Below are 25,072 nucleotides of genomic sequence, written 5' to 3'. Positions count from 1 at the left end.
ATAGCTCTTTTAGTCAACGTTGATTATGTCGTGTCACCGGGAGCCGTCGGACCAGCCCGACCAGCCCTCGGCCCGTTCCATCCCATCGGGCAGGTAAGACACTCCCGACTCGATCCGCTCCGCGATCCGCTCGCACCAGGCCGACTCCGCCTCGGCGCGGGCCAGCCACAGCTCGAACATCCACCCGACGTGCACCGGCTTGCGGGTGCGCACCCAGTCCGAGTCGAGCGAGGCGCGCGTCGACTCGACCCCGGCCCGGAGCAGGTTCGCCCGGTTGCGCAGCGCCGCCGCGGCCTCCTCGCGCGGCATCGCCGGCAGGAAGGAGAACGCCGCCACGAACGGGTCCGGCGGCTCGTGGAGCTGCCACCACTGCGCCCGCAGCAACGTCTCGAACTCGTCCTCCCCCTTCGCCGTCACCTCGTACGTGGTGCGCGCCGGGCGGGCGCCCACCTGCTCCACCGAGACGGTCCGGAGCAGGCCCTCGTCGGTGAGTTTGCGCAGCGCGTGGTAGATCGAGCCCGGTTGCACGTTCGCCCACTTGTCCGCGCTCCAGCTGAGCAGCTCGCGGCGCACGTCGTAGCCGTGCACCGGCTGCATCCACCGAACCAGGCCAAGAATCATCATCCTCGTTGCCGACACGGGACAAGCGTAATAACCAAGTTTGACTACAGTGCCGCATCCCACACTGAGCGATCGTTAGGCCCCGCAGCTCGGCCGCTAAACTCCCGGCAACGACCTCCCGGGAGGAGCCACAAGGTGCGCAAGGTTCTCATCGCCAACCGCGGCGAGATCGCCGTCCGCGTCATCCGCGCCTGCCGCGACGCCGGGCTGGCCAGCGTCGCCGTCTACGCGGACTCCGACCGGGACGCCCTGCACGCCACGCTCGCCGACGAGGCGTACGCGCTCGGCGGTGACACCGCCGCCGACAGCTACCTGCGCATCGACAAGCTGATCGACGTGGCGGCCCGCTCCGGCGCCGACGCGGTGCACCCCGGCTACGGCTTCCTCTCCGAGAACGCCGACTTCGCCCAGGCCGTCATCGACGCCGGGCTGACCTGGATCGGCCCCACCCCGCAGGCGATCCGCGACCTCGGCGACAAGGTGACCGCCCGGCACATCGCGCAGCGCGCGGGCGCGCCGCTGGTGCCCGGCACCCCGGACCCGGTCGCGAACGCGGACGAGGTGATGGCGTTCGCCGTCGACCACGGCCTGCCGGTCGCCATCAAGGCCGCGTTCGGCGGTGGCGGTCGCGGCCTCAAGGTCGCCCGCACCATGGAGGAGATCCCGCACCTGTTCGAGTCGGCCACCCGCGAGGCGGTCGCCGCGTTCGGCCGGGGCGAGTGCTTCGTCGAGCGCTACCTGGACAAGCCGCGCCACGTCGAGGCGCAGGTGCTGGCCGACCAGCACGGCAACGTGATCGTGGTGGGCACCCGGGACTGCTCGCTGCAGCGGCGGCACCAGAAGCTGGTCGAGGAGGCCCCCGCGCCGTTCCTCACCGACGCCCAGCGGGCCCAGATCCACGACAGCGCCAAGGCCATCTGCCGGGAGGCCGGCTACCACGGCGCCGGCACCGTGGAATACCTGGTCGGCGCGGACGGCACGATCTCCTTCCTGGAGGTGAACACCCGGCTCCAGGTCGAGCACCCGGTCACCGAGGAGACCGCCGGCATCGACCTGGTGCGCGAGCAGTTCCGCATCGCCGACGGCGAGAAGCTGCGCTTCACCGAGGACCCGACGCCGCGCGGGCACGCCATCGAGTTCCGGATCAACGGCGAGGACCCGGGCCGCAACTTCCTGCCCGCGCCAGGCACCGTCACCGCGCTGCGCCTGCCCTCCGGGCCGGGCGTGCGGGTGGACACCGGCATCTCGGCCGGCGACGTGATCGGCGGCAACTTCGACTCGCTGCTGGCCAAGGTGATCATCGTCGGCGAGACGCGTACCGAGGCGCTGGAGCGGGCCCGCCGGGCGCTCGACGAGATGGTGGTCGAGGGCATGGCGACCGCGCTGCCCTTCCACCGCCTGGTGATCCGCGACGAGGCGTTCACCGCCGAGCCGTTCGCCGTGCACACCCGGTGGATCGAGACCGAGTGGGACAACACCGTACCGGCCTTCACCGCCACCGCCGGCGCCGCCGACGAGCCCGCCGAGCGCGAGACCGTCGTGGTCGAGGTGGGCGGCAAGCGGCTGGAGGTCGTCCTCCCCGCCGGGCTCGGCGCGGGTACGGCGGCAGCCGCGCCCGCCGCGAAGAAGCCGGCCCGCCGGGGTGGCGGGGGCAAGGCGGGCGCCGCGGTCAGCGGGGACACGCTCACCTCCCCGATGCAGGGCACGATCGTGAAGATCGCCGTCGCGGACGGCGACGAGGTGGCCGAGGGCGACCTGGTCGTGGTGCTGGAGGCGATGAAGATGGAGCAGCCGTTGCACGCGCACAAGGCCGGCACGGTCAGCGGGCTCGCCGCCGAGGTCGGCGCGGTGATCACGTCCGGCGCCGCGATCTGCACCATCGCCTGAGGTGTAAGGAAGGGCCCCTTCGTAACGCGTGCGGTAGAGAAGGGGCCCCTTCTTAACAGCGCGAGGGCGGGTGGTCTGAGCCACCACGGCGGGCGGGAGCGCCGCCGGGCGGGAATGATGGCCGGGTGCGGTTCCTTCACGGCGCGGTCCCCGCGCACGACCTGACCTACAACGACGTCTTCATGGCGCCCAACCGGTCCGAGGTGGGCTCCCGGCTCGACGTCGACCTGGCCACCACCGACGGGACCGGCACCACGATCCCGCTCGTGGTGGCGAACATGACGGCCGTCGCCGGCCGGCGGATGGCCGAGACCGTGGCCCGGCGCGGCGCGGTGGCGGTGATCCCGCAGGACATCCCGATCGAGGTCGTCGCCGACGTGGTCGGCTGGGTCAAGCAGCGGCACCTGGTGCACGACACGGCGATCACGCTCGGCCCGACCGACACCGTCGGTGACGCCATCCACCTGCTGCCGAAGCGCTCGCACGGCGCGGTGGTCGTGGTCGACGCGGCCGGCCGGCCGATGGGCGTGGTGACCGAGGCGGACACCGTCGGGGTGGACCGCTTCGCCCAGCTCCGGCACGTGATGTCGACCGAGCTGCACACCGTGCCGGCGGACGCGGACCCGCGTACCGGATTCGACAGGCTGTCGGCGGGCCGGCGGCGGCTCGCGCCGGTGGTGGACGACGACGGCCGCCTGGTCGGCGTGCTGACCCGGCAGGGCGCGCTGCGCGCCACGCTGTACAAGCCGGCCACCGACGACCGGGGGCGGCTGCGGATCGCCGCCGCCGTGGGCATCAACGGTGACGTCACCGGCAAGGCCGCCGCGCTGCTGGAGGCCGGGGTGGACACGCTCGTCGTGGACACCGCGCACGGGCACCAGGAGCGGATGCTCCAGGCCCTGCGGGCGGTCCGCCGGCTGGACCCGCCGGTGCCGGTGGCGGCCGGGAACGTGGTGACTGCAGACGGCGTACGCGATCTGGTCGACGCGGGCGCGGACATCGTGAAGGTGGGCGTCGGGCCGGGCGCGATGTGCACCACCCGGATGATGACCGGCGTGGGGCGTCCGCAGTTCTCCGCGGTGCTCGACTGCGCCGCGGCGGCCCGCTCGCTGGGGCGGCACGTCTGGGCCGACGGCGGCGTACGCCACCCGCGCGACGTCGCGCTGGCGCTGGCCGCGGGCGCCTCGAACGTGATGATCGGCTCCTGGTTCGCCGGCACCTACGAGTCCCCCGGCGACCTCTACACCGACGCCGACGGGCGGCGCTACAAGGAGAGCTTCGGCATGGCGTCGTCGCGCGCGGTGAGCGCCCGTACGGCCGAGGACAGCGCGTTCGACAGGGCCCGGAAGGCGATCTTCGAGGAGGGCATCTCCTCGGCCCGGATGTATCTGGACCCGAACCGGCCCGGCGTCGAGGACCTGATCGACGAGATCATCTCGGGGGTGCGCAGCGCGTTCACGTACGCGGGGGCGCGCAGCCTGGAGGAGTTCCACGAGCGGGCGCTCGTCGGCGTGCAGAGCGCCGCCGGCTACACCGAGGGGATGCCGCTGCCGACGAGCTGGTGACGTCCGGCCGGCTCAGTCGAACAACCGCCTGATCACGGTACGGGCGGCGGCCTCCGGGTCGTCGCCCACCCGTGGTGGCAGCGCGCCGGAGAGCCAGAGCGTGGCGAAGCCGTGCACGATCGACCAGGCGGCGAGCGCGTCGGCGTCCGGCTCCCGCCCGGTGTGGCGGGCGACCCCGCCGCGCAGCAGTGCCCCCGACCGCGCGCGGGCGGCGACCAGTTCCGGGTCGTCGGCCCGGTACAGCTCGGGCCGGAACATGACGTCGAAGTGCGCCCGGTGTCGCACCGCGAACCCGACGTAGGCCACGCCGCTGTCGAGCAGGTCGTCCCCGGCCTGCCGCAACGCGTCGGCGAGCAGGTCGAAGCCCTGGGTGGCGAACGCGGTGAGCAGCCCGGCCTTGTCGCCGAAGTGGTGCGCCGGCGCGGCGTGCGAGACCCCGGCGCGCCGGGCCAGCTCACGCAGGCTCAGCGCGGCCGGACCGGACTCGGCGATCGCCTCGGCGGCGGTGCTCAGCAGGACGCGGCGGAGGTCGCCGTGGTGGTACGAGGCCATGCCGTCACCCTAACTTGTCATTGACAAGATGGCACCCGTCGACGCAATCTTGTCAGCGACAAGATGCTCGTCGGAGGGATCGACAATGGCACCCCTGATCGCACTCCTCGCCGGCACCGCGCTGGCCCGGATCGCCGGCCTGCTCGGCGTGGACGCCCTGGACGGGTGGCACCCCGCGCTGCGGGTGGGGCTGGCGCTGATGTTCGTGCTGACCGGCGTGGCCCACTTCGCGTCCCGCCGCGCCGACCTGATCGCGATGGTCCCGCCGGCGCTGCCCCGGCCGGCCCTGCTGGTCACCGTCACCGGCGTGCTGGAACTCGCCGGCGCGCTCGCACTGCTGTTCCCGGCCACCGCGCGCCCGGCGGCCGCCGGGCTGGCACTGCTGATGCTCGCCATGTTCCCGGCCAACGTGTCGGCCGCCCGGCGACGGCTCACGCTCGCCGGGCGCCCGGTGACGCCGCTCGGCGTCCGTACCGTGCTCCAGGTCGTCTTCGTGGCCGCGGCGCTGGCGGTGGCCCTCGGCGGATGACCCGCCGTCGACCCGGCCGCCCGCCCGCGCCGAGCCGGCGGGACGAGACCGGCGGGACCCGGCTCAGGCGCGGGCCGGCTCCGCCTCGGCGGGCGGGGAGGCCCCGGTCTCCCCGTGGCGAACGGCCGGCAGGCGCAGGCAGGCGACCAGGCCGATCAGCAGGAATCCGGCGCCCGCGAAGGCCGCGTACCGGGTGGCCTCGGAGAACGCCGCCTTCGCCTCCTCGGCGATCGGCGCGGTACGCGGGTCCGCCTCCAGCCCGCCGATCGCCGCGCCGGCGCTCTCCTTGACCGCGCTCACCACCTGGTCCCGCTGGGCCGGGGTGAGTCCGGGCTGATCGGCCAGCCGGTCGCCGAGGAGCCCGCCGAGGCCGGCGAAGAGCACGGTGCCGAGCACCGCGATGCCGAGCGCGGAGCCGACCTGCCGGGCGGTGCTCTGCAGGCCCGAGCCCTGGCCGCTGCGGCGTACCGGCACCTGCGACAGGGATACGCCGGTGAGCTGGGCGGTGGCCAGGCCGACGCCGACGCCGTACACGAACAGTAAGCCCAGTGGCGCCCACCAGCTGGTGTCCGGCGCGACCACGAGCCCGAGCCCGGCCACGCCGACCAGTTCGGCGGCGACGCCGAGCTGCACCACCCGGGCCGCACCAAAGCGCTGGGTCAGCGGCGCGCCGATGCCGCTGGCCAGGAAGCTGCCGACGGCGAGCGGCAGCAACGCCAGGCCGGTCCGGAAGGCGCTGTAGCCGAGCACGTTCTGGAACCACAGCGGCAGCGCGAACAGCAGGCCGAACTCGCCCAGGCTGACGATCGCGGCGGCCAGGATGCCGTTTCGGAACGAGCCGATGCCGAACAGCGACAGGTCGAGCAGCGCGGGACGGCCGGCCCGGTTGCGGCGTACCTGCTGGGCCAGGAAGATCCCGAGCGCGACGAGGCCGACCAGCGCGGCCACCGGCACCGGCGAGATCGACGCGGTCCAGTCCAGCCCGAAGAGGCTGAACGGCCGCTCCCGCTCCCACCAGCCGTAGGTGCGGCCCTCGATCAGCGCGAAGACCACGCCGGTCATGCCGATCACCGAGAGCAGCGCGCCGAGCAGGTCCAGCCCGCGCTCGGCCCGCTCGTCCCGGGACTCGGCCACCAGCACGAGCGTCGCCACGATCACGGCCAGGCTGACCGGGACGTTGATGCCGAAGGCCCACCGCCAGGAGTACGTGGTGGTGAGCCAGCCGCCGAGCAGCGGCCCGAGCGCCGCCGCACCACCGATGGTGGAGCCCCAGACGGCGAACGCGATGCCCTTCTCCCGGCCGGTGAAGTTGGCGTTGAGCAGGGAGAGCGAGGTGGGCAGCATCATCGCCCCGCCGACGCCCTGGAGCACGCGGGAGGCGATCAGCGTCTCGCCGGAGCCGGCGAGCGCGGCGAGCACGCTGGCGACCACGAACACGGTGACCCCGACGAGGAACATCCGCCGCCGCCCGGACCGGTCGGCGAAGCGGCCGGCGACCAGCAGCAGCGCGGCGAGGACCAGGGTGTACGCCTCCTGCACCCACTGCGCGTCGGTGGAGGTGATGTCGAGGTCCCGGATGATCTGCGGCACCGCGACGTTCACGATCGTGGCGTCCACGATGATCATCGCTACGCCGAGGCTGATGGCCAGCAGCCCGAACCAGCGTCCGCGCCCGTCGCCGCGCATGGCATCCTCCCGCTTTAGCTAGATTTTCTAGCTACCTGAGATGCTAGCTTTACCCCATGGAGGGGGTGCCGCCAACCGGAGAGTCCGCGCGGGTCGCGCCACCGAGCAGCGAGGCGTCCCGCGCGCTGCGCGACGTGCTGCGTCTGGCCGGCTACACGCGGGCCGCGCTGGCCCGCCGCCTGGGCCTCAACGCGACCGACGCCGCCGCGATCGACCACCTGGTCTCCAGCCCGGATCCGCTGGGCCCGGTCGAGCTGGGCAACCGGCTCGGCATCCGGTCCGCCTCGGCGACCACGCTTGTCGACCGGCTCGTGCAGGCCGGTCACGTCGCCCGGACCCCGCACCCGCACGACAGGCGCCGGCTCAGCCTCCAGGTCACGGAGAGCGCCGTCGGCGAGGTGCTGGAGGCGCTGCGCCCGATGCTCGTCGGCGTCGACCGGGCGGTCGCCCGGCTCACCCCCGAGCAGGCCGAGGCCACCACGGCGTTCCTGCGCGAGGTCAGCGAGGTGATGCGGGAGTACGTCGCCACCGCCCCGGACGAGCCGCCACGCACCCGCGCCGATCGCGGCTGAGGAGATTCTCAGAATTAGTTTGGGCCCTGATGGTTCGGGGGCTAACCTGACGCTCGTGAACATGGGCCCGCTCGTCCGCTTCCCCGACGCGTTGCACCACGCGCCACTCGGCCGGCTGATCTCGATCGCCGGACACGTGGTCGAACAGCACTGGGGGCGTTACCTCGCCGAACACGGGCTCACGTCCGCCGGCATGCGGGTCCTGATGATCCTCCTCCGGGCCGGCGACGTGAGCCACCGGGAAATGGCCGAGCTGTGCTTCGTCCGGCCCGCCACGCTCACCGGCATCGCGGACACCCTCGAACGCGACGGCTTCGTCAGCCGCCGCCGCGACCCGGAGGACCGCCGCACGGTCCGGCTCACGCTGACCGACAAGGGCGGCGAACACGCCCGCGCCATCAGCGACATGATCCACAGCGACCGGCCGCTGACGTCGGTCGACGCCGACCCGGCCAACCGGGCGGTGATCCGCCAGTTCCTGATCGAAATCATCACCGGCATGTCCGACGGGGACCTCCGTCGGTTGAACCGGGACAGCGAGTCCGACACCGAGCCGCCAACGGGGAGCCATCTGTGTTGATCCGCCTGCTCCGCACACACCTGCACCCGTACCGACGATGGCTGGCCGCCGTGGTGGCGTTCCAGTTCGTCGGCACGATCGCCTCGCTCTACCTGCCCAGCCTGAACGCCGACATCATCGACCGCGGCGTCGCCGTCGGCGACACCGACCAGATCCTGCGTACGGGCGGGTGGATGCTGCTCGTCAGCCTGCTCCAGATCGCCTGCTCGATCGCCGCCGTCTACTTCGGCGCGAAGACCGCGATGGCGTTCGGCCGCGACGTACGCGGCTCGATCTTCCGGCGCGTCAACAGCTTCTCCGCCCGCGAGGTCGCCCGGTTCGGGGCGCCGTCGCTGATCACCCGCAACACCAACGACGTCCAGCAGGTGCAGATGCTGGTGCTGCTGAGCTGCACCATGCTGGTCGCCGCGCCGATCATGAGCGTCGGCGGCGTGGTGATGGCGCTGCGCGAGGACGTCGGGCTCTCCTGGCTGATGCTGGTCTGCGTACCGGTGCTCGCAGTCGCGCTGGGTCTGATCATCCGCCGGATGGTGCCGGGCTTCCGGCTCATGCAGACCCGGATCGACACCGTCAACCGGGTGCTGCGCGAGCAGATCACCGGCATCCGGGTGGTCCGGGCGTTCGTCCGTGAGCCGTACGAGACCGACCGGTTCCGGGTCGCCAACACCGACCTGACCACCACCGCACTGCGGATCGGACGGCTCCAGGCGCTGATCTTCCCGATCGTGATGCTGGTGCTGAACGTCTCCAGCGTCGCGGTGCTCTGGTTCGGCGCGGCACGGGTCGACTCCGGTCAGATCCAGGTCGGCGCGCTCACCGCGTTCCTGCAGTACCTGATGCAGATCCTGATGGCGGTCATGATGGCCACCTTCATGCTGATGATGGTGCCCCGGGCCGCGGTCTGCGCCGAGCGCATCGAGGAGGTGCTGGACACCGACTCGTCGGTGGTGCCGGCCACCGACCCGGTCACCGAGGTCACCGGCCGCGGCGAACTGGAACTACGCGGCGCCGGATTCCAGTACCCGGGCGCGAGCGCCCCGGTGCTGCACGACATCTCGTTCCGCGCCGAGCCGGGCCGCACCACCGCGATCATCGGTTCCACCGGCGCCGGCAAGACCACGCTGCTCACGCTCATCCCCCGGCTGGTCGACCCGACCGCCGGCGCCGTCCTGGTCGACGGCGTGGACGTACGGGACCTGGCCCCGGACGAGCTGTGGCGGCGGATCGGGCTGGTGCCCCAGCGGCCGTACCTGTTCACCGGCACGGTCGCCAGCAACCTGCGCTACGGCAACCCGGACGCCACCGACGCGGACCTGTGGGCCGCGCTGGAGATCGCCCAGGCGCGCGACTTCGTCGCCGAGATGCCGGGCGGGCTGGAGGCGCCGATCGCGCAGGGCGGCACCAACGTCTCCGGCGGCCAGCGGCAACGCCTGGCCATCGCCCGCGCGCTCGTCCGCAAACCGGAGATCTACCTCTTCGACGACTCCTTCTCCGCGCTCGACCTCGGCACGGACGCCCGGCTGCGGGCCGCCCTCAAGCCGGTCACCGCGGACGCGGCGGTGGTGATCGTGGCCCAGCGGGTCTCCACGATCGTCGACGCCGACCAGATCATCGTGCTCGAGGACGGGGGTGTCGTCGGGATGGGACGACATGAGGAACTGCTGGAGAGCTGCCCCACGTACGCCGAGATCGTCGCGTCGCAGCAGACGGCGGAGGTGGCCGCATGACGTCGTCGGTGCCGCAGCAGAAGAACGAGCCGACGCGGCTGCCTCCGGCCGGGCGGCGGCCCGGCGGTGGTCCGCCGCACATGAGCATGGGCATGCCGGCCGAGAAGGCGATGAACTTCGGGCCCTCGGCACGGCGGCTGCTGGCGCGGCTGCGGCCGTACCGGCTCCAGCTCACCGGCGTGCTCGCGCTGGCCCTGGCCAGCGTCGGGCTCAGCGTCATCGGGCCGAAGGTGCTCGGCCACGCCACCGACATCATCTTCAGCGGGGTGATCGGGCGGCAGCTCCCGCCCGGCACCACCACCGAGGCGGCGGCGGAGGCGGCCCGCGCCGAGGGCAACGGCAACTTCGCCGACATGCTGGCTCGGATGGACGTGATCCCCGGCGCCGGCATCGACTTCGACGCGCTGGGCCGGGTGCTGGCGTTCGCCGTGGTGCTCTACGTCGGCGCGAGCATGCTCCAGTGGGCGCAGGGCTGGGTCCTCAACGGCGTGGTGCAGCGCACGGTGCTGACGCTGCGCGCCGACGTGGAGGACAAGCTCAACCGGCTGCCGCTGCCCTACTTCGACAAGCAGCCCCGCGGTGAGCTGCTCAGCCGGGTCACGAACGACATCGACAACGTGTCGCAGACGCTCCAGCAGACGCTGAGCCAGTTGCTCACGTCGCTGCTCACCGTCGTCGGCGTACTCGCGATGATGTTCTGGATCTCGCCGTTGCTGGCTGTCGTCGCGCTCGTCGCGGTGCCGCTGTCGGTGGTGGTCACCGGTCAGATCGCCAAGCGGTCGCAGGGCAAGTTCATCGCCCAGTGGAAGCACACCGGCGAGCTGAACGGCCAGATCGAGGAGGCGTACACCGGGCACGAGCTGGTGAAGGTCTTCGGCCGGCAGAAGGAGGTCGAGGCCGCCTTCCACGCCAAGAACGAGGAGCTGTTCCGGGCCGGCTTCGGCGCGCAGTTCGTCTCCGGGCTGATCATGCCGGCGATGTTCTTCATCGGGAATCTCAGCTACGTCGCGATCGCCGTGGTCGGCGGCCTGCGGGTGGCGTCGGGCTCGATGAGCCTCGGCGACGTGCAGGCGTTCATCCAGTACTCGCGGCAGTTCACCCAGCCGCTCACCCAGGTCGCGTCGATGGCCAACCTGCTGCAGTCCGGGGTGGCCTCGGCCGAGCGGGTCTTCGCCGTGCTCGACGCGGACGAGCAGAGCCCCGACCCGGCCGAGCCGGTCCGGGTCGCCGACCCGCACGGGCGGGTCGAGTTCGAGCACGTCTCCTTCCGGTACGACCCGGAGAAGCCGCTCATCGACGACCTGTCGCTGGTCGCCGAGCCGGGTCACACGGTCGCCATCGTCGGTCCCACCGGTGCCGGCAAGACCACGCTGGTCAACCTGGTCATGCGGTTCTACGAGCTCGATGCGGGGCGGATCACGCTGGACGGGGTGGACATCGCCACGATGCGCCGCGACGACCTGCGCGGCCGGATCGGCATGGTGCTGCAGGACACCTGGCTGTTCGGCGGGACCATCCGGGACAACATCGCCTACGGCCGGCCGGACGCCACCGAGGAGGAGATCCTCGCCGCCGCCCGGGCGACGTTCGTGGACCGGTTCGTCCGCAGCCTGCCGGACGGCTACGACACGGTGATCGACGAGGAGGGCAGCAACGTCAGCGCCGGGGAGAAGCAGCTCATCACCATCGCGCGGGCGTTCCTGGCCGAGCCGTCGCTGCTGATCCTGGACGAGGCGACCAGCTCGGTGGACACCCGGACCGAGGTGCTGCTCCAGCGGGCCATGGCGGCGCTGCGCTCGGACCGGACGAGCTTCGTCATCGCGCACCGGCTCTCCACGATCCGCGACGCCGACCTGATCCTGATGATGGAGCAGGGCCGGATCGTCGAGCAGGGCACCCATGACCAGCTCGTCGCCGCCGGTGGCGCGTACGCCCGGCTCTACCGGGCGCAGTTCAGCGGCGCGGTCATCGAAGACGAGGTGCCGGCGCCCGCCCCGGCCGGCCCGCCGGGGATGCGGGCCGGTGCCGGCACGCCGGTCGGGAACTGACGTGGACCCGGCCACAGGTCCGACACCGGTCCCCGTCCGGGCGCCTCACCGGCACCCGGACGGGCCGGGGTCAGGCCGGCAGCAGCGCCGCCGACCGGCTCGCGACCACCGCGCCGACCAGGCCCAGCGCCTCGGCAGCGGGCATCGGGTCGAGCACCCGGCCGTCGCGCAGGCGCAGCGAGACCGAACCGTCGGCCGCCTCCCGGGGGCCCAGAACCCCGGTGTACGGGACGCGGCGGCGGGACGCGTCCCGGATCCGGGCACCCAGCGAACCGGCGTGGTCCACCTCGACCCGCAGCCCGGCCGCCTCGGCCCGGCGAGCCAGCCCGACGGCCGCCTCGGCCTGGGCCGCGTCGACCGGGAGCAGCAGCAACTGCACCGGGGCGTACCAGGCCGGGAACGCGCCCTCATGCACTTCGATCAGGTACGCGAACAGCCGCTCCATGCTGCCGACCAGGCTGCGGTGCACCATCACCGGCCGTTTCCGGCGGCCGTCCGAGTCGGTGTACGACAGGTCGAACCGCTCCGGCTTGTCGAAGTCGAGCTGGACGGTGGAGATGGTCGACTCCCGGCCGGCCGCGTCCACGATCTGAATGTCGATCTTCGGGCCGTAGAACGCGGCCTCGCCCGGCGCCTCGACGACGTCCACCCCGTCGAGCGCGGCGCGGAGCAGTTCCTCGGCCCGCGCCCAGCCGGCGTCGTCGCCCACGTACCGCTGGCCCGGCCCGCGCAGCGACAGCCGCAACCCGGCGGGACGGACGCCGAGCGCCGCGTGCGCCTCGCCGATCAGCCGCAGGATCTCGCGGACCTCGTCACCGACCTGCTCCAGGGCGCAGAAGTTGTGCGCGTCGTTGAGCGAGATGGCGCGCACCCGGGACAGCCCGCCAAGCACACCGGAGCGCTCCGCCCGGTACATGCCGCCCAGCTCGGCGACCCGCAGCGGCAACTCGCGGTAGGAGCGGCCGCGGGCGCGGAACACCAGCGCGTGGTGCGGGCACAGCGCCGGGCGCAGCACGAACTCGTCGTCGGCGCTCAGCCGCATCGGCGGGAACATGTCGTCGGCGAAGTAGCCCAGATGCCCGGACAGCTCGAACAGCTCCCGCTTACCGAGCGGCGGCGAGTAGACGTGCCGGTAGCCGGCCCGGCGCTCCAACTCCCGGACGTACTCCTCGACGGCGTGCCGGGCGGCGGCGCCGGCCGGCAGCCAGATCGGCAGCCCGGCGCCCGCGAGCGGGTCGGAGACGAACAGCTCCAGGTCCCGGCCGAGCCTGCGGTGGTCGATCATGTCGCTCTCCTTGATCGGGTACGACCCGGAGGCGAGCAGGCCCGGTACGCCGCGAGGCCCCGGAGCGGATCGCCCCGGGGCCTCGTCGACGGAAACGTCAGTGCGGCGCGCCGGGAACACCCGGCGTCGTGGTCACTACCGCGCTGCGCATGCCCCGACCGTAGGCGCGCGGGCATCGACGGCGCACCTGAGTTTCGGAGTGTGGGTGCGGGTCGCCGGCACGGGACCTGCCGGCGACCCGCGGCGGCCCGGTCGTCAGGAACGGGGGACCCGACGACTCCGGTGCCGCGTCCGACCAACGGTACGCCGGGAATCGACGATGCGCCGCCCCGCCCCGTGGTGTACGCGCCGGTGGCCCGTCACCCGCGGGCGGGCCGCCTCGTTTCACACCTACGGCCTGCCGGTGTCGGCTGTCACCGTGCGGCGGGGCCGGTGGTGGTGACGCCGGACACGGCGTCAGGCTCGATCCGGTCGAACGGAGAACTCCGGCGAGGTGGCGGTCGTGGCCGAGCTCATCTCTGACGTCGCGTCGCCCATGTGGGCGTACGCGCTGTTGCTGATCCTGCTGATCGCCGACGCCTTCGTCCCGGTGGTGCCGACCCAGCTCGTCATGATCACCAGCGGGGCGCTGACCGTGTACGGCGGGCTCAGCCTGCCGCTCACCATCGCGGTCGGCGCTGCCGGTGTGTTCATCGGTGACCTGGCCTGCTACCTGATCGGCCGCAGTACGCCGACCCGGCGCGCGGCGCGCGCCACGACACCGGGACGGGCACGCCGGGCGGTCACCCGGGTCACCCGTGGGCTGCGCGAGCCGGGGCCGATGGTGATCCTGCTCTGCCGTTTCGTACCAGGTGGCCGCATGGCGGCCTGCTTCTCGGCCGGGCGCAGCCGCTACCCGTACCGGCTGTTCCTGCCCTACGAGGCGGCGGCGGCGCTCGCGTGGTCCAGCTACGGCGCGCTCGTCGGCCATCTGGGCGGTACGGCGCTGACCCACTCGGCGTGGCGGCTGCTGCTGATCGGCGGGGTGGCCGCGGCCGGGTTCGCGCTGGCCGGGTGGGCGATGACCTGGATCAGCAGCAACCGGCAGACCCGCGCCGAGGCCACCGCCGACTCGACCGGCAGTTGACCCCCGAGCACCTGATCGACGTGAAGGAAGAACAGGTCATGAGCGATGCGGCGGCGTGGCACGACGTCAAGGCCAGGGCTCGGCGAATCGATCCCGCATGGAATGACGCCGAGCGCGTGACCCGGCGCGGGCAGCTCAGAGAACAGATGCTGGCGTCGATCGCCGCCGCGCAACCGGCGGGAGACCGGGCGGACGATCCATCTCGACCCGACCTCACCTGACGCGGTTCTCGGGGGTCCGGTAGGGGACGACCCGGGGAGCGAAGTGGGTGGTGGTCCCGGATCCGTCTGGGGCGGTTACGGCGACAGGCTGGCCGTATGCCTGGAACGCGGAGCAGCGGCCTGTTGGCCCTCGGCGGGATCGTCCTGGCGGCGGTGCTCGCGATGGTCGGTCATCTCGAGGTGAGCGACGACCTGGATCCCTGGTCGCTGACCGTCAGCGACTTCGCCGTCTCCGATCGGGGCGGCGTCATCGACACCGCGATGGCGGTGCTCGCGGCGGCCAGCCTGGTGCTGCTGCCGTCGCTGCGCCGGGCCGGAGCGGGCCGGGTGCCGCTCGCGCTGCTGACCGCCTGGTCGGCCGGGCTGCTGGCCGCCGCCGTGGTGCCCACGAACGAGCCGGGCACACCGATGGACACCGCAGCGTACGTGCACCGTTACGCCTCGGTGCTGTCGTTCCTGGCCCTGCCGGTGGCCGGCTGGCTGCTGGCCCGTCACCCGGTCGCCGGAGCCGCCACCTGGCTACGCGGGCTGACAGTGGCCAGCCTGGTGCTGGCGGGCGCGATGATCTGGTCCGCCTACCCCGGCGACCGCGCCCTGCTCGGCCTGATCGAGCGCCTGCTCATCCTCACGGAGACAGCCGTCATAGCCACCCTGGCCCTGCACGCCACCCTCCCGAGCCGCCCTCGCCCCAACCCCAGCGCCGTCGACGAGCAAAAAGGGGGTTACTCCAGCTCGTGGAGCATGAGCTGGCGGGCGGCCTCGGTGATGGAGCCGGACAGGCTCGGGTAGATGGTGATGGTGTGCGCCAGCTCGTTGACGGTGAGGTTGTTCTCCACCGCCATCGTGATCGGCAGGATCAGCTCGCTCGCCTTCGGCGCCACCACCACGCCGCCGATCACCTGGCCGCTCGCCGGCCGGCAGAACAGCTTGACGAAGCCGTCGGCCAGGTCGTCCATCTTCGCCCGGGCGTTGCCGGACAGCGGCAGCATCACCTGGCGGGCCGGGGTCTTGCCGGCGTCCACCTCGTCCTGGGAGACGCCGACGGTGGCCAGCTCCGGGTCGGTGAAGACGTTCGCGGCGACGGTACGCAGCCGCAGCGGCCGGACCGCCTCGCCCAGCGCGTGCCACATGGCGATCCGGCCCTGCATGGCCGCGACGCTCGCGAGCGGCAGCACGCCGGTGCAGTCACCCGCCGCGTAGATGCCCGGCACGTTGGTACGGGAGACCCGGTCCACCGTCACGTAACCGCCCCGGGCCAGTTCCACGCCGTACTCGGCCAGGCCCAGGTCGGCGGTGTTCGGGATCGAGCCGACAGCGATCAGCGCGTGCGAGCCGGTGACCTGCCTTCCGTCGGAGAGCACCACCTCGACCCCGTCGCCGACGCGGCGGACCGCCTCGGCGCGGGAGTTGTTCAGGATGCTCATGCCCCGGTTGCGGAACACCCGCTCGATCGCCATCGCGGCGTCGGCGTCCTCGTGCGGCATGACCCGGTCCCGGCTGGACACGAGCGTGACCTTGACGCCCATGGCGAGGTACGCGCTGGCGAACTCGGCGCCGGTCACGCCGGAGCCGACCACGATCAGGTGCTCGGGCAGGTCGGGCAGGTCGTACACCTGGCGCCAGGTCAGGATGCGCTCGCCGTCCGGTACGGCGGTGGGCAGCTGGCGGGGGGTCGCGCCAGTCGCGACCAGCACCGTCGACGCGGCGATCGAGTATTCGGCGCCGCCGTCGGCCGGGGTGACGATCACCCGGTGGGTGTGGCCGAGCGTGTCCTCGCCGAGCCGGGCGGTGCCGGCGACGAACTCGACGCCGGCCTTGACGAGCTTGGTGTGGATGTCGGCGGACTGGGCCAGCGCGAGCCGCTTGACCCGCTCGTGCACCGCCGAGGCGTCGACGGTGACCGCCTCCAGGCCGTCGGAGTGCACCCCGAACTCCTCGGTGTCCCGGTAGCCGGTGACCACCTCGGAGCTGGCGATGAACGTCTTGGAGGGCACGCAGTCGGAGAGCACGCAGGCGCCGCCGGCGCCCTCCGCCTCGACCACTGTGACATCGGCGTCCAACTGCGCGGCGACCAGAGCCGCCTCGTACCCGGCCGGCCCGCCGCCGATGATCACGATCTGGCTCACAGCAGTCGCCCCTCGTCTGTGCTCACAGTGACTTTCTTCTCCCCGTCCCGTCCGACACGCACTGTCGTATTCTCCCCCACCCGCCAGCCGGGCTATCGTCGTCGCCGTGGGTCTCTACGCTGCTTACGGCTCGAACCTGGATCCCGCCCGCATGCGCGCCTACTGCCCGCATTCGCCGATGGTGGGCACCGGCTGGCTTGAGGGCTGGCGGCTCACCTTCGCCGGCGAGGACGTCATCGGCTGGGAGGGCTCGGTCAGCACCGTTGTCGAGTCCCCGGGTGACCGGGTGTTCGTGGCGCTCTACGACATCCACCCGTACGACGCCGCGCAGCTCGACGAGATCGAGGGCGTGACCTCCGGGACGTACCGCAAGCTGACCGTCCGCGTCTCGACGCTCGACGGCGACGTGACGGCGTGGGTCTACGTGTTCGACGGGTACGAGGGCGGGCTGCCCACCGCGTGGTACCTCTCGGAGCTCGCGAACGCCGCGGAGAAGGCGGGCGCGCCGGACGACTACGTCACCGAGCTGCGGTCCCGCCCCACCGGCACCGCGTCGGCGTAGCGCGTCTCCCACACCCACAGTGTGCGCCGGGCGGCCGTACCCGCGCTCGGCGACCCCGGTACGAGGGGTGCCGGGTCACACCCGCGAGGCGGGCACGCTCCGCTCGTACATGTCGGCCCAGTGCTCCTCCACCAGCCCGACGGAGCGGTAGAGCGTGACCGGCGCGGTCGGGTTGGCCAGGTCGACGCCGAGCCCGGCGCCGGCGCGGCCCTTCGCCGCGTAGACCGCGAAGGCCCGGCGCAGCAGCGCCGCGCCCACCCCGCGGCGCCGGTACGCGGGCAGCACCGACAGCGTCCGCACCCACCCCCGGTCCTGGTCGAGCGCCTGGTCGGAGGACTGGAGCGCACCGGCCGGCTCGCCGTCGACCTCGGCCAGGAACCACTCGTCCCAGACCTTGCCGTACGACGGCAGCAGGTCCCGCCACTGCGCGAAGTCGAGCGGGTCGTGGTCGGGGGTGTCCCGGAACGCGGTGTCGTAGATCCGGTGGAACAGCCGCAGGTCGTCCTCGTCGTCGGCGCGCAGCGGCCGCACCGTCACCCCGGGCGGGGGCGCCGGCTCGGCGGGCAGGTCGGCGAGCGAGCGGCTCATCCGGATGTAGCGCTTGATCCGGGTGAACCCGGCCTCGGCCAGCTCACCGGCCCAGCGGGTCTCCGGCGCGTACACCCCGGCGCGGGCGGTCAGCGCGGGCAGGCCGCGCTCGGCGGCCCGTTCGGCGACGCGTTCCAGCAGCCGGGCCAGCAGCGGCGCGCGCAGGTCGGCGCCGCGGTCGGGGTCGACGAGCACGTCCACCCACTCCCGCCCGACACCGCTCGGGTTGGCCAGGATCGACCAGGCCACCGCCGTGCCGTCCGGGTCGGTGACCAGCCACGAGTCCCGAGCCGGGTCGACGAACGGCGCGGTCAGCGCGGACCGCACGTCCTCGTCGTCGAAGTCCGGGTGGCCCACGGCGAACGTGTCGGCGGCGTGCACCACCGCCAGGATCGCGGGCACGTCGTCGAGGGTCGGGCGGCGGGCCGACCAGCCGGCGGGAAGCGTCACGGGCCAGATCCTGGCAGCCGCACCGGCCGGATCGCCTCCCATTTATCCGCCGCGGGCGCGCTGCCGCGCGGCGCCGAGCAGACCCAGCAGCTCAGCGCCCTCGGCGGCGTCCAGCACGCGGAACGCCGCCGACGCCAGCCGGTCGGTTACCGCCTCGGCCCACAGCCGGCGCCGCACCAGCGGCCCGACCGGCGGGTACGGGGGCACCCAGCCGCACGCGGCGGCACCGGCCTCGCCCTCCGGCCCGGCCAGCACCGCCTCCAGCGGTGTCAGCCCGGCCGCGCGCACCGCCAGCAGGTACGCCCCGGCGAAGTGCTCACGCAGCAGCAGCATCCCGACAGCCGCCCGCGCACCCGGCGACGGGTCGGGCACCGGCATGGCCCGCCAGGCGGCGAACAGCGGCATGCCGCTGCCGTCCGCCGCGTCGACCGCCCGGCCCAGCAGCGCGGCGAGCCGGGACGACTCGGCGCCGTCGCCCAGCCGGGCGGTGCCCCACCGGCAGCACTCGGCGAGGTTGGCGGTGGCCACCTCCAGTGGCGGGACGGTGCGCGCGGCGGCGTCCCAGCCGTCGGTGACCGCCTCCGGGGCGATGAAGCCGAGCGCCGCGGCGACGGTCTCGGCGCGGACGTCACCGAGCGCACCGGCCCGCCCGGTGATGTAGAAGGCCCACCCGGAGATGCCGAGCAGCCGCGCCCGGCGCAGCGTGGACGGGCAGCGCGCGAACGCCTCCCCGAGTTCGAGCACCAGCGGCTTGCAGGCGGCGGCGAGCTGTTCCGGAGTCATCGGCCGCCCGTCGCCGTGACTCCACCGTAGCCATTCATCACGCTCAGTCTGCCGGGTGGTCACCGGTGTCGGCATCCCCCTCTTCGGCGTCCAGCGCCTCCAACACGGCCTCCACCTCACCGGCCCGGCGCCGGGCCGCGGTGACCGCCCGTTCCGCGCCGCGGCGGGCCAGCCGGGCCCGGCTCAGTTCCTGCTCGGCCACGGCCCGGCGACGTTCCAGCTCGGCCAGTTCGGTCTCGATCCGGTCCAGCGTCGCGGCGCCGTCCCGCTCGGCCGCGTCGGCCGTGGCCAGCTCCTTCTCGGCCCGGTCCAGGTCCGCGCGGGCCCGGGTCAGCTCCCGGGTCGCGGTCCGCCGCCGCCCGGCCCGTTCGGCCCGCGCCGCCCGCTCGTCGCGGGCCCGGCGCGCGTCGGCCCGCTCGGCCGCCCGATCCGGTACGACAGGCGCCTCCTCGCCCCCTGTCACGAGCCGCAGCTGGGGGCGGGGCACCTCACCGAACCCGGCGTAGTGGCTGGCCCGCAGCAGGCGTCCGGCGCGTACCTGCTCGGCCACCTCGGTGTCCGACAGCGCGGCGTTGAGTGTCGCCTCCACCTCGCCCAGCGGCAGCTTCCCGGCCGAGGGCGCGGCGGGTTCGGCGGCGGCGAGCCGGCGTACCTCCGCCACCAGCGCGCCCACGACGGCGCGCCGCTGCGCGGAGAGTTCCCGCAGCGTGCCGCCGCGCAGGTCGCGTTGCGCGGCGCGCAGCGATTCGGCCAGCTGGGTGAGGTCGGCGACCAGCTCGGGTCGGCGGATCGCCAGCAGGTTGACCAGCCAGGCCGCCACTGTGGGCCGGCGCAGCTTGCCGATCTCCCGGGCGGTACGCGGGTCACCGGACTGCCGCGCCTGCGCGACGGCGGCGTCCCGGGCCGCGACGAACCGGTCCGGCGGCGTGGCGTAGAGCCGCCGGATCACCTCCTCGGGCACCTCGGCCATGGTCAGGCGTCGATCCGGGTGCCCGGCTCCAGACGGCGGTAGTCGGTGTTGGACATCGCCGTGTACTGCCGGTCCAGCACACCGAAGCCGTTGTCGTTGAGCAGCCCGTCGTGCAGCGCGTACGCCCGGCGTGGCGCGACCGCCCGGATGAAGTCGAGCACCTCGGAGAACTTCGACCAGGGCGCGTGGATCGGGGCGAACAGCGTGTCCACCTGCACGTCGTCGGGCACGAACAACGCGTCGCCCGGGTGGTAGACCACGTCGGCGAAGAGGTAGCCGATGTTCTGGATCACCGGGATGTCCGGGTGGATGACCGCGTGCTGCCCGCCGTACGTCCGCACCGGTACCCCGGCGACGGTGAGCGACTGTCCGGGCTCGACCGTCACCAGCGCCTCGGCGGCGTCGCCGAGCACCCCGGCGAGCGAGGCGGGACCGTGCACCGGCACCGGCCGCCGCTCCAGCGCCCGGGTCAGCGCGCCGACGTCCACATGGTCCGGGTGCTCGTGGGTGATCAGCACCGCGTCCGCGCCGTCCAGCGCCGCCGGATCGCTGAAGACACCCGGGTCGACGACGAGCACCGCACCGTCGTGCTCCAGTCGGAGACAGGAGTGGGCGAATTTGGTCACCTGCATCGTGACTCCTCGATTATCGAATCGTGATGTCCTCAGCGCAGTCTGCCGGAACCGGCGCGACCACGCGTCACGTCCGAGGTATCGGTCCCGGCAGTCGGGGCCGCCGACGATCGGAGTACGGGGTATGGGCGGACGACGACTCCGGGGCGTGGCCCTGGTGGCTGTGGGTCTGATAGCGGCACTGGGTGTGGGCGCCTGCGGCGCGGGCGGGGACTCCGGCAGCGACTCGGCCGCGCCGGCCGCCGACGGGGGCGCGGGGCGCGACGCGGCCGCCGAGGGCGGTGCGGACAGCGACCAGGCCGCCCCGGGCGGCACCGGTGGCGCGGACCTGCGGGTCGACCAGCGGTCCATCATCTACACCGGGACCATGCAGGTCCGGGTGGACGATGTGGAGGCCGCCGCACGGGAAGCCACCACAGCGGTGACGGCGGCCGGCGGATTCGTCGGCGCGGACCGGCGGTCGAGCCAAGCCCGCCGAGGCGCGGGCGGCGCTGACGCTGCGCGTGCCCGCGGACCGGTTCAGCGCGGTGATCGACCGGCTCGCCGGTCTCGGCCGGCAGGAGCGCCGGGAGATCCGCACCGAGGACGTCACCGAGCAGGTGGTCGACCTGGACGCCCGGATCGCCACCCAGCGGGCGCGGGTGGAGAGTTCCCGCAAGCTGCTGGCCCGGGCCACGTCGGTGGACGAGCTGGTGCGGCTGGAGAACGAGGTGGGCACCCGGCAGGCGGACCTGGCCGCGCTGGAGGCCCGCAAGCGCCGGCTCGCGGACCTGACCTCGCTGTCCACCATCACGGTGACGTTCCTCGGTCAGGACGCCAGCACCGCCGAGGAGGAGGCCGACCTGGGCTTCCTGGCCGGGCTGGGCGGCGGCTGGACGGCGTTCCTGGCCTCGGCCCGGGTCCTGCTCACAGTGCTCGGCGCGGTGCTGCCGTTCGCGGTAGTGATCGGCGTACCGCTGTGGTTGCTGCTCCTGTGGCGGCGCCGGGTGCGGGCCCGGCGGACGCCGCCGCCCGGCCCGGGCGTGATGCCGCCGCCCGGCCTGGGCCCGATGCCGCCGGGCCCGGCCGGGCCGGCCGACGGTCCGGTCAGCGCGCCGCCGCCAGTGCCCGCAGCGCGGTCTGGACCATGAGGCGTACGCCGACCTCGATGGCGCGCTCGTCCACGTCGAACGAGGCCCGGTGCAGGTCCACGTTGGGCCCGCTACGGCCGACGCCGAGGCGGGCGAGCGCTCCCGGCACGTGCTCCAGGTACCAGGAGAAGTCCTCGCCGCCCATGCTCTGCGGCGTCTCGGCGATGCCGTCGGGGCCGAGCGCGGCGGCGGTGGCCGCGGTGAGCACACCGATGGCCCGGGCGTCGTTCGTCACCGGGGGCCGGCCGCGCAGGTATTCCAGGTCGACGGTGGCGCCGGTGGGGGCGAGCACGTCGCGCACCACCTGAGCCACGATCTTGGGCGCCTGGTCCCAGGTGTCGCGGTCCATCACCCGCAGCGTGCCCGCCGCGCACGCCTCGGACGGGATGACGTTGTAACGGGTGCCGGCCGAGGCGTGGCCGAACACCAGCAGCAGCCCGCTGTTGGCCGGCACCCGGCGGCTGATCAGCGTCGGCACCTCGGTGACCAGGCGGCCGAGCGCGTCCACCAGGTCGACGGTCAGGTGCGGGCGGGCGGTGTGCCCGCCCGGCCCGGTCAGCCGGACGGTGACGTTGTCGGCGGCGGCGGTGATCGGGCCGACCCGCAGGCCGACCTTGCCCACCGGCAGGTTCGGGTCGCAGTGCAGCGCGAAGATCTGCACCACGTCGTCCAGGCCGCCGGCCTCGATGACCTCCAGCGAACCGCAGGGCAGGATCTCCTCGGCCGGCTGGAAGATCAGCCGGACCCGGCCGTCGAGGCGGCCGGTGTCGGCGAGCTGGGCCAGCAGCATGCCGACGCCGAGCATCACCGACGTGTGCACGTCGTGGCCGCAGGCGTGGCAGACGCCCTCCACCGTCGAGCGGTACGGCACGTCCTTCGGGTCGCTCAGCGGCAGCGCGTCGATGTCGGCGCGGAGCGCGATCACCGGGCCGTCGGGGCGGCCGTCGATGTCGCAGATGACGCCGTTGCCCTTCGGCAGCAGACGCGGCTTCAGCCCGGCGAGGGACAGCTCCCGGTGCACCAGCGCGGCCGTCTCGAACTCCTCGCCGGACAGCTCCGGGTGGGAGTGGATGTGACGGCGCGTCTCGATGAGGCCCGGTACGCGCAGAGCGAGCAGATGGTCGAGCTCGAAGGGCAGGGGCTGGTAACCGGTCGGCGTCTCGGGCCGGGACGACGCCAGCGGGCCGCCGGAAGGCAGCGTCAACGCACTCGTCACGTCGAATTCTCGATCACTAGAAGTGGATGGATCTTCGGGTCGGACAGCAGACAGCCTAGACCTCCGACGGTGACGCTGCGCAACATCTTTCGCGTAGCGGTCGGACCGCGCAGCGTCACGAATGCCCTGGTGGGAGGGCTCGAATATCTGCGGGACAGCAGGTAGATCGCGGTCGAACGCCGTCATCCGCCTCCCACCTCCTACAACGCGTAACCGTTTCATCGGTCACAAATAACGACCCGTCGTTCCGAATTGTCGCATTAGTCGTGGCAATTAACTGCCGCTCCGACAATTGCACGACAACCGTCGGCTGCCGGAAGACTCCCGACGGTGACACGAGCGCCCGACCGCCGACCGCACAGGCTGTCCGTCCCGTTCACCCGATCCGGTTACCCGAATCGCCGAATCGCACACGCGAAAGCGGCCCCGCCGCGCACTCAGGGTGCGCGGCGGGGCCGCCGACGGACGACTCAGAACCGGTCGCTGGGCCGGTAGATCCCCCACACCTCGCGCAGCGTCCCGCAGACCTCGCCGACTGTGGCGCGGGCGCGCAGCGCCTCCTTCATCGGGTAGAGCACGTTGGCGTCCCCCTCGGCGGCGGCACGCAGTTCGGCCAGGGCCCGCTCCACCGCGCCGGAGTCCCGCTCGGCGCGCAGCCGGGCCAGCCGCTCCCCCTGTGCCGCCTCGATCGACGGGTCGACGCGCAGCGGCTCGTACGGCTCCTCCTCGTCGATCCGGAACCGGTTGAGCCCGACCACCACCCGCTCACCCGAGTCGATCTCCTGGGCGATCCGGTACGCGGACTGCTCGATCTCCCGCTTCTGGAACCCGGCCTCGATCGCGTCCACCGCCGAACCGTGGTCGAAGACCCGGTCCATCAGCTCGGTGGCGGCCGCCTCCACCTCGGCGGTCATCGCCTCCACCACGTACGACCCGGCGAACGGGTCGACGGTCGCGGTCAGGTCCGTCTCGTACGCCAGCACCTGCTGGGTCCGCAGCGCCAGCCGGGCCGCCTTCTCGGTGGGCAGCGCGATGGCCTCGTCGAAGCTGTTGGTGTGCAGCGACTGGGTGCCGCCGAGCACCGCGCCGAGGCCCTGCACCGCCACCCGGACCAGGTTCACCTCCGGCTGCTGGGCGGTGAGCTGCACGCCGGCGGTCTGGGTGTGGAACCGCAGCATCATCGACTTCGGGTTCTTCGCGCCGAACTCGTCGCGCATCAGGCGGGCCCAGATCCGCCGGGCGGCGCGGAACTTCGCGACCTCCTCGAGCAGCGTGGTGCGGGCCACGAAGAAGAACGACAGGCGGGGCGCGAAGTCGTCGACGGCCAGCCCGGCGGCGAGCGCCGCGCGGACGTACTCCACGCCGTTGGCGAGCGTGAACGCGACCTCCTGCGCGGGCGACGCGCCGGCCTCGGCCATGTGGTAGCCGGAGATGGAGATGGTGTTCCACTTCGGCACCTCGGCCCGGCAGTAGGCGAAGGTGTCGGCGACCAGCCGCAGCGAGGGCTTCGGCGGGAAGATGTACGTCCCCCGGGCGATGTACTCCTTGAGGATGTCGTTCTGGATGGTGCCGTTGAGCGCCGCCCCCGGCACGCCGTTCTCCTCGGCCACGAGCTGGTAGAGCAGCAGCAGCACCGAGCCGGGCGCGTTGATGGTCATCGAGGTGGAGACCTTGTCCAGCGGGATGCCGCCGAACAGCGTGCGCATGTCCTCGATGGAGTCGATGGCGACGCCGACCTTGCCGACCTCGCCGTGCGCGATCGGGTCGTCCGAGTCGTACCCCATCTGGGTGGGCAGGTCGAACGCGACCGACAGGCCCATGGTGCCGGCGCGCAGTAGCTGGTGGTAGCGCGCGTTGCTCTCGGTCGCCGTGCCGAACCCGGCGTACTGTCGCATGGTCCAGGGCCGGGACGTGTACATCGTCGGGTAGACCCCGCGGGTGTACGGGAACTCGCCCGGCTCGCCCAGCCGGGCGTCCAGGTCCGCCGGAAGGTCTGCCGCCGTGTAGACGCCCTGGATCGGGAAACCCGACTCGCTTGACCGCGCATCGCTCATTACCGGATGGTAGGACGCGCAGACCGCCTGGTGGGTGAGGGATACCGCACACCTCGCGGCCACGACCCACCGGAGGTGAGCGACCGACCACATACCGTCGAGTAGGTAAACGCCCGCCGCGTCGGGTTTCGCATCGGGCGTCGGAACCAGCAAGATAGAGGG

22 protein-coding genes and 1 pseudogene are annotated in these 25,072 nt (G+C 73.0%); 12 read left to right on the top strand and 11 right to left on the bottom strand.

Annotated elements, in window-relative coordinates; all coding sequences use genetic code 11:
* Positions 1-33: 33 nt before the first annotated feature.
* On the bottom strand, positions 34-624 hold the full coding sequence (locus SM452_RS21410) for a PadR family transcriptional regulator (RefSeq protein ID WP_120571651.1): 591 nt from the start codon (positions 622-624) through the stop codon (positions 34-36).
* 132 nt (positions 625-756) lie between these two features.
* Here SM452_RS21410 and SM452_RS21405 point away from each other — a divergent pair, with 132 nt between their 5' ends.
* Positions 757-2,508, top strand: a complete 1,752-nt coding sequence (locus tag SM452_RS21405; protein ID WP_355506697.1) for an acetyl/propionyl/methylcrotonyl-CoA carboxylase subunit alpha — start codon at positions 757-759, stop codon at positions 2,506-2,508.
* Between the two features lie 125 nt (positions 2,509-2,633).
* Positions 2,634-4,073, top strand: coding sequence for a GuaB1 family IMP dehydrogenase-related protein (locus SM452_RS21400; protein WP_262012561.1), 1,440 nt, complete (start codon positions 2,634-2,636; stop codon positions 4,071-4,073).
* A gap of 12 nt (positions 4,074-4,085) precedes the next feature.
* On the opposite strand, the gene SM452_RS21395 is transcribed toward SM452_RS21400, so the two are convergent.
* The gene (locus SM452_RS21395; RefSeq protein ID WP_262012562.1) at positions 4,086-4,625 is read right to left on the bottom strand and encodes a TetR/AcrR family transcriptional regulator; all 540 of its coding nucleotides are present in this window, start codon (positions 4,623-4,625) and stop codon (positions 4,086-4,088) included.
* 85 nt (positions 4,626-4,710) lie between these two features.
* Between SM452_RS21395 and SM452_RS21390 the strand changes: the two genes are divergently transcribed.
* On the top strand, positions 4,711-5,154 hold the full coding sequence (locus SM452_RS21390; protein WP_355506700.1) for a DoxX family protein: 444 nt from the start codon (positions 4,711-4,713) through the stop codon (positions 5,152-5,154).
* Positions 5,155-5,217: 63 nt separating this feature from the next.
* On the opposite strand, the gene SM452_RS21385 is transcribed toward SM452_RS21390, so the two are convergent.
* Positions 5,218-6,840, bottom strand: a complete 1,623-nt coding sequence (locus SM452_RS21385; RefSeq protein ID WP_355506702.1) for a DHA2 family efflux MFS transporter permease subunit — start codon at positions 6,838-6,840, stop codon at positions 5,218-5,220.
* 56 nt (positions 6,841-6,896) lie between these two features.
* Between SM452_RS21385 and SM452_RS21380 the strand changes: the two genes are divergently transcribed.
* The 4 genes from SM452_RS21380 to SM452_RS21365 all read left to right on the top strand — a co-directional run bounded on the left by SM452_RS21380 (position 6,897) and on the right by SM452_RS21365 (position 11,767).
* Complete coding sequence (locus SM452_RS21380) at positions 6,897-7,412, top strand: MarR family winged helix-turn-helix transcriptional regulator (RefSeq protein WP_262012565.1); 516 nt, start codon at positions 6,897-6,899, stop codon at positions 7,410-7,412.
* A 61-nt stretch (positions 7,413-7,473) separates the two neighbouring features.
* The gene (locus tag SM452_RS21375) at positions 7,474-7,992 is read left to right on the top strand and encodes a MarR family winged helix-turn-helix transcriptional regulator (RefSeq protein WP_262012753.1); all 519 of its coding nucleotides are present in this window, start codon (positions 7,474-7,476) and stop codon (positions 7,990-7,992) included.
* The gene (locus SM452_RS21370) at positions 7,986-9,719 is read left to right on the top strand and encodes an ABC transporter ATP-binding protein (RefSeq protein WP_262012566.1); all 1,734 of its coding nucleotides are present in this window, start codon (positions 7,986-7,988) and stop codon (positions 9,717-9,719) included. Before SM452_RS21375 ends, SM452_RS21370 begins: the two co-directional genes overlap by 7 nt.
* A complete protein-coding gene (locus tag SM452_RS21365) occupies positions 9,716-11,767 on the top strand; it encodes an ABC transporter ATP-binding protein (protein WP_315985910.1) in 2,052 nt (683 codons plus the stop codon). The genes SM452_RS21370 and SM452_RS21365 overlap by 4 nt, the downstream gene beginning before the upstream one ends.
* A 70-nt stretch (positions 11,768-11,837) precedes the next feature.
* Here SM452_RS21365 and thrS read toward each other — a convergent pair whose 3' ends face one another.
* Positions 11,838-13,052: a threonine--tRNA ligase gene (thrS, locus tag SM452_RS21360; RefSeq protein ID WP_355506705.1), complete on the bottom strand. Its 1,215-nt coding sequence runs from the start codon at positions 13,050-13,052 to the stop codon at positions 11,838-11,840.
* A 502-nt stretch (positions 13,053-13,554) separates the two neighbouring features.
* Here thrS and SM452_RS21355 point away from each other — a divergent pair.
* From SM452_RS21355 to SM452_RS21345, 3 genes are all read left to right on the top strand, one after another.
* Complete coding sequence (locus tag SM452_RS21355) at positions 13,555-14,178, top strand: DedA family protein (RefSeq protein WP_366622728.1); 624 nt, start codon at positions 13,555-13,557, stop codon at positions 14,176-14,178.
* Positions 14,175-14,399, top strand: a complete 225-nt coding sequence (locus SM452_RS21350) for a hypothetical protein (protein WP_355506709.1) — start codon at positions 14,175-14,177, stop codon at positions 14,397-14,399. Before SM452_RS21355 ends, SM452_RS21350 begins: the two co-directional genes overlap by 4 nt.
* Positions 14,400-14,495: 96 nt before the next feature.
* Positions 14,496-15,188 carry a DUF998 domain-containing protein gene (locus tag SM452_RS21345; protein WP_463840549.1) on the top strand — a complete coding sequence of 231 codons (693 nt, stop codon included), beginning with the start codon at positions 14,496-14,498 and terminating at the stop codon, positions 15,186-15,188.
* On the opposite strand, the gene SM452_RS21340 is transcribed toward SM452_RS21345, so the two are convergent.
* On the bottom strand, positions 15,122-16,525 hold the full coding sequence (locus SM452_RS21340) for an NAD(P)H-quinone dehydrogenase (RefSeq protein ID WP_357207881.1): 1,404 nt from the start codon (positions 16,523-16,525) through the stop codon (positions 15,122-15,124). The genes SM452_RS21345 and SM452_RS21340 overlap by 67 nt on opposite strands.
* Before the next feature lie 106 nt (positions 16,526-16,631).
* On the opposite strand from SM452_RS21340, the gene SM452_RS21335 reads away from it, so the two are divergent.
* Complete coding sequence (locus tag SM452_RS21335) at positions 16,632-17,087, top strand: gamma-glutamylcyclotransferase (RefSeq protein ID WP_262012572.1); 456 nt, start codon at positions 16,632-16,634, stop codon at positions 17,085-17,087.
* A 75-nt stretch (positions 17,088-17,162) separates the two neighbouring features.
* On the opposite strand, the gene SM452_RS21330 is transcribed toward SM452_RS21335, so the two are convergent.
* The 4 genes from SM452_RS21330 to SM452_RS21315 are packed head-to-tail and all read right to left on the bottom strand — an operon-like array spanning position 17,163 to position 20,510.
* Positions 17,163-18,125: a GNAT family N-acetyltransferase gene (locus SM452_RS21330; protein ID WP_402809671.1), complete on the bottom strand. Its 963-nt coding sequence runs from the start codon at positions 18,123-18,125 to the stop codon at positions 17,163-17,165.
* Between the two features lie 42 nt (positions 18,126-18,167).
* Positions 18,168-18,908, bottom strand: a complete 741-nt coding sequence (locus SM452_RS21325; protein ID WP_262012574.1) for an SCO6745 family protein — start codon at positions 18,906-18,908, stop codon at positions 18,168-18,170.
* Positions 18,909-18,951: 43 nt separating this feature from the next.
* A complete protein-coding gene (locus SM452_RS21320; protein ID WP_463840548.1) occupies positions 18,952-19,878 on the bottom strand; it encodes a hypothetical protein in 927 nt (308 codons plus the stop codon).
* Positions 19,879-19,880: 2 nt separating this feature from the next.
* Positions 19,881-20,510, bottom strand: coding sequence for an MBL fold metallo-hydrolase (locus SM452_RS21315; protein WP_463840547.1), 630 nt, complete (start codon positions 20,508-20,510; stop codon positions 19,881-19,883).
* Positions 20,511-20,634: 124 nt separating this feature from the next.
* Here SM452_RS21315 and SM452_RS21310 point away from each other — a divergent pair.
* Positions 20,635-21,640, top strand: a pseudogene (locus SM452_RS21310) (DUF4349 domain-containing protein).
* Here the strand turns inward: SM452_RS21310 and SM452_RS21305 are convergent.
* Both SM452_RS21305 and SM452_RS21300 read right to left on the bottom strand, forming a co-directional pair.
* Positions 21,597-22,856, bottom strand: coding sequence for an amidohydrolase (locus tag SM452_RS21305; protein WP_262012578.1), 1,260 nt, complete (start codon positions 22,854-22,856; stop codon positions 21,597-21,599). The pseudogene SM452_RS21310 and the gene SM452_RS21305 sit on opposite strands and share 44 nt — an antisense overlap.
* 470 nt (positions 22,857-23,326) lie before the next feature.
* Positions 23,327-24,910 (bottom strand): acyl-CoA mutase large subunit family protein, encoded by a 1,584-nt coding sequence (locus tag SM452_RS21300; protein WP_135243294.1) that lies wholly within the window; start codon positions 24,908-24,910, stop codon positions 23,327-23,329.
* Positions 24,911-25,072 lie beyond the last annotated feature (162 nt).

This window comes from Micromonospora sp. SYSU B005, assembly GCF_055362685.1.
The sequence above is the reverse complement of the archived record's forward strand: the minus strand, read 5'-3'. Positions and strand labels throughout refer to the sequence as shown.